The following is a 4,656-nucleotide window of genomic DNA, read 5'->3' as shown; positions in this document are numbered from 1 at the left end:
AACCTATGTCGGGTTCAGCTGGGGTAATATTGCCGCCACAAGGTTACTTAAAACGTCTGCGTGAAATCACTAAAAAGCATGGCATCCTACTGATTTTTGATGAAGTCATTACCGCTTTTGGCCGCGTTGGCGCCGCCTTCGCGAGTCAGCGTTGGGGCGTTATTCCAGACATTATCACCACGGCTAAAGCCATCAATAACGGTGCGATTCCAATGGGTGCAGTGTTTGTGCAAGATTTTATCCACGACACTTGCATGCAAGGCCCTAATGAACTGATTGAGTTCTTCCACGGCTACACCTATTCCGGTCATCCAGTCGCTGCAGCGGCCGCACTCGCCACCCTATCAATTTATGAGAATGAGCAATTATTCGAGCGCAGCCTTGAGCTTGAACGCTACTTTGAAGACGCTGTGCACAGCCTCAGAGGGCTGCCGAATGTGATTGATATTCGCAACACAGGATTAGTTGCGGGGATTCAATTCTCCCCTAACGCTCAAGGCGCGGGTAAACGGGGTTACGGCGTGTTTGAACACTGCTTCCGCCACGGCACTTTAGTGCGAGCCACGGGAGACATTATTGCCATGTCACCACCACTGATTGTCGATAAACGCGAGATTGACCAAATGGTTAATAGCCTAAGCGATGCCATTAACGCCGTTGGATAATAGTGCCAGCGGTTCGTTCCACTCTCACATTTAACACCCCGCTGCGGCGAGGAACTTCAAAGGTTAACTATGCTCAAGATCACTCACTTTGTTAATGGTCAGCACACCCCTGCCAGTACCAGAACCCAAGATATTTTTGAACCCGCTACGGGTGAGCTACGTGGCCAAGTCTCACTGGCAAGCGAAACCGAAGTCGGCGAAGCCATCGCGATCGCAAAAAACGCCTTTGAAACCTGGTCACAAGTCACGCCGCTCAACCGCGCTCGAGTGCTATTTAAATTCAAAGCCTTAGTTGAGCAGAACCTAGATGAAATGGCGCAGCTTATCACCCGTGAGCACGGCAAAGTGATAGACGATGCTAAGGGCGAGTTGATCCGAGGTCTCGAAGTGGTCGAATTTGCCTGTGGTATTCCGCACTTGCTTAAAGGTGAACACACACAGCAAGTCGGTGGCGGCGTCGATTCTTGGTCAGTTAATCAAGCTTTAGGTGTTGTCGCAGGCATAGCGCCCTTTAACTTCCCCGTGATGGTTCCCATGTGGATGTTCCCAATCGCGATTGCCTGCGGTAACACCTTTATTATGAAACCCTCGGAAAAAGACCCAAGCTCGGTGATGCGGATTGCCGAGCTGCTTAAAGAAGCGGGTCTTCCCGATGGCGTGTTTAACGTGATTAACGGCGACAAAGAAGCCGTCGATACCTTACTCACCCATAAAGATGTGCAAGCGGTGAGCTTTGTGGGCTCAACGCCGATTGCCGAATACATCTACAGCACAGCCTCTAAACATGGCAAACGTGTGCAAGCCTTAGGCGGCGCGAAAAACCATATGTTACTCATGCCAGATGCGGATTTAGATCAAGCCGTTAGCGCCTTAATGGGTGCAGCTTACGGCAGTGCTGGTGAGCGTTGTATGGCGATTTCAGTCGTGCTCGCGGTAGGTGATGTGGGCGATGCGTTAGTGGAAAAACTGCTACCGCAAATCCAAAGCTTAAAAGTCGGCAACGGCCTGACGCCAGAGATGGAAATGGGTCCGCTGATCTCAAAACAGCACCTTGCCAAGGTCACCCAATATGTTGAAGCCGGTGTGCAAGAAGGCGCAGCGCTGCTGGTCGATGGCCGTAAACTGAGTGTTGAAGAAAATCCACAGGGCTATTTCCTCGGCGCCTGTCTGTTCGACCATGTCACGCCAGATATGAGCATCTACCGCGAAGAAATCTTTGGCCCAGTGCTGGCGATTGTGCGCGTGAAAGATTACCCGACGGCGCTTGAGCTGATTAACCAACACGAATTTGGTAATGGCACGGCGATTTTCACCCAAAGTGGTGAAGCGGCCCGACATTTCTGTCACCACGTGCAAGTCGGTATGGTTGGGGTGAACGTGCCGATCCCGGTGCCGATGGCGTTCCACAGTTTTGGCGGTTGGAAGCGTTCACTGTTTGGGCCGCTGCATATGCATGGCCCCGATGGCGTGCGTTTTTATACCAAGCGTAAGGCAATTACTGCCCGCTGGCCCGTGGGTAAACAGACTCAAGCCGAGTTTGTAATGCCTACGATGAAATAGCCGAATGTCAGCTCAACAAGGAAATCGCAAATGACTGTGAGTATCAACGCCATTATTCGCTTTGCTACGGCGCAAACACCCATCGAAACCTATCAGTTACCGACGGAAAAGTTGTTAGCAGGCAATCCGACTCAAGGGCTAGAGAATCATTATTCTAGTCCTTGTGATCAATTTCACAGTGGAATTTGGCAAAGTGAATCAGGCGCTTGGAAAATAAACTACACTGAATACGAGTACTGCGAAATCCTCGAAGGGATAAGTGTTATTACCGATCTTCAAGGTCAATCGCAGACGTTCACTGTGGGCGACAGGTTTATTATACCCGCGGGTTTTCAAGGCACTTGGGAAGTTGTGGAACCCTGCCGCAAGGTTTACGTCATTTTCGAACAAAAGTGAGATCAACGAGGCTGATGTTAGCCTCAAAAAAGCTAAGTTATCTTAGCAATAACTCGCCATGAGGTCACAGCAACGGGTTTTCCTAGGCTGTTGTTTGGCAAACCAACGGATGCACTGGCGCAATTGAATAATCATGGCCGCCAGTAACACGTCCGAGTCAACAAAGAAAATGGGAGAAATACCGTGTATAACAATCTGAATAAAAAACGGCTGGTACAGCTTGTCGGACTCGCGCTAACCACGACCCTATTCTCCGGCATGGCCGCCGCCGAAGTAACAGGGGAAATTAGTCTCACTAACGACTATCGTTTCCGCGGCGTTTCACAAACCGCTGGCGATCCTGCCCTGCAAGGCGGTATTGATTGGAGCTTCGACTCAGGTTTCTCTGTCGGCGCTTGGGCAAGTAACGTGGATTTTGATGAGCCAGGTTATAACGGCCCTGCTATCGAATACGATTTCTATGTCGCCTATGGCGGTGAGATCAACGAAGATCTGACCTACGACATTACCCTTAACCGTTATAACTACTCAGGCGAAAGTGACATTGGCTATTTTGAAGTCACAGCTGGCATGGATTATAAAGGCTTTCGTGCCGCTTACTGGTACACCAATGACTACGGCGGTAGTGATTTAGACTATCACTATGCTGAGCTTAACTACTCCTATGAATTTGTTGAAAACTGGAGTCTCGATCTGCACTACGGCTATAACGTTGGTGATGCTTTGGATGACGGTGAAGGCTTTGATAGCTACTCAGATTACTCTGTGGGCGTATCGACTGAACTGTCAGGCTTTGGGCTTTCTCTCGCTTGGTTAGGCACAGATCTTAGCGGCGACCAAAAGGTCTCTGATGGCGCATTCAAAACCTCAGATACCGTGCTTGCTAGCGTAAGTTACGCGTTCTAATTTGGCCTTAGTATAAAGTTCGGAAGAACCGCTTAGATAAACTAAGACACAAAAAGCCCTCATCATCGAGGGCTTCTTTTTAGCTATTCAAGCTGACTGGTCTACCAACTACGCATCTTATGGCCTTTCACCGCGTAGAACAGGATGAACAGATAACAGGGCAACATCACAATATAACCGCCCTGCATGCCCATATCAGTCGCCGAGCTCATTAAGCCCCAAGACACTGGACCAAAGGCGCCACCAGCAATCCCCATGATGAGAAGCGCTGAACCTGTACTGGTCAATTTGCCCATCCCAGACAATGCTAGCGGCCATACTGCAGGCCAAACGATCGCATTGGCTAAACCAAGGAAGGCAATCATCAACAGGGTGTCGGGCAGCGCAACGCCACCAAAAGGCACTAACACAACATTGGCGATAGCGTAGGAGTTATTGTCGCCGAACAAAATCCCGCATGTCAGTAACAAACCCAGAATAGCCGACACCATCAAAGCCTTAGGCTGTGAAATAAAGCGAGGAATTAATAGGATACCGAGCGTGTAACCTAGCACCATACACACCATGGTATAGGAGGTCATCACACCGTAATGTTCAACCCCGAGTGATAACGCAAAAGTGCCTATAGTATCACCGGCGATCACTTCCACAGCCACATAAACAAACAGTGCCAACACGCCAAAGGCTAAGTTAGGGTGAGACAGCGCCGCTTTAAGTTGGCCTTTATCGGTATTTTCAACGGCTTCATCTTCATTGGATAATTCTGGTAATGGGGATTTTTTTACCGCCAGTGCTAAAATGCCGATAAAAATCGCCATACCTAAATACGGCAATACTAAACCGTCTGCCATTTCATCAATTTGAATTTTAGTCAGCTCAGTACCGATACGGTCTTTAAAGCTGTCTAAAATCAGTGCAGAGAACACCACAGGCGCAATCACACCCGCACCTTTGTTCAAAATGCCCATCACGCTCACGCGGGCAGCGGCGGATTCTTCAGGGCCTAAACGCACCACATAAGGGTTAACCGCAGTTTGTAATAGGGTTTGGCCTGCACCCATCACTAATTGGGCCAATAGGAACAAGGCAAATATTTGGGTTTCCGCGGCGGGGATAAACAGTAAACCCG

General features: G+C 49.4%; 5 protein-coding genes. 4 read left to right on the top strand and 1 reads right to left on the bottom strand.

Annotated elements, in window-relative coordinates; genetic code table 11:
* The 4 genes from BM607_RS00300 to BM607_RS00285 all read left to right on the top strand — a co-directional run.
* The coding region (locus tag BM607_RS00300) for an aminotransferase class III-fold pyridoxal phosphate-dependent enzyme (RefSeq protein ID WP_140393421.1) at positions 1–665 on the top strand (665 nt) is incomplete at its 5' end.
* Between the two features lie 69 nt (positions 666–734).
* The gene (locus tag BM607_RS00295) at positions 735–2,225 is read left to right on the top strand and encodes a CoA-acylating methylmalonate-semialdehyde dehydrogenase (protein ID WP_071939241.1); all 1,491 of its coding nucleotides are present in this window, start codon (positions 735–737) and stop codon (positions 2,223–2,225) included.
* Between the two features lie 30 nt (positions 2,226–2,255).
* The gene (locus BM607_RS00290) at positions 2,256–2,621 is read left to right on the top strand and encodes a cupin domain-containing protein (RefSeq protein WP_006085005.1); all 366 of its coding nucleotides are present in this window, start codon (positions 2,256–2,258) and stop codon (positions 2,619–2,621) included.
* A gap of 183 nt (positions 2,622–2,804) precedes the next feature.
* Positions 2,805–3,527: a TorF family putative porin gene (locus tag BM607_RS00285; protein ID WP_012588307.1), complete on the top strand. Its 723-nt coding sequence runs from the start codon at positions 2,805–2,807 to the stop codon at positions 3,525–3,527.
* 101 nt (positions 3,528–3,628) lie between these two features.
* Here the strand turns inward: BM607_RS00285 and gluP are convergent.
* The coding region (gene gluP, locus BM607_RS00280) for a glucose/galactose MFS transporter (RefSeq protein WP_249269533.1) at positions 3,629–4,656 on the bottom strand (1,028 nt) is incomplete at its 5' end.

Origin of the sequence: Shewanella sp. SACH, assembly GCF_001887095.2 — a bacterium.
In the GTDB taxonomy this organism is placed as follows: domain Bacteria; phylum Pseudomonadota; class Gammaproteobacteria; order Enterobacterales; family Shewanellaceae; genus Shewanella; species Shewanella baltica.
Note: the sequence above shows the minus strand (reverse complement) of the source record. Positions and strands in the feature narration are given on the sequence as shown.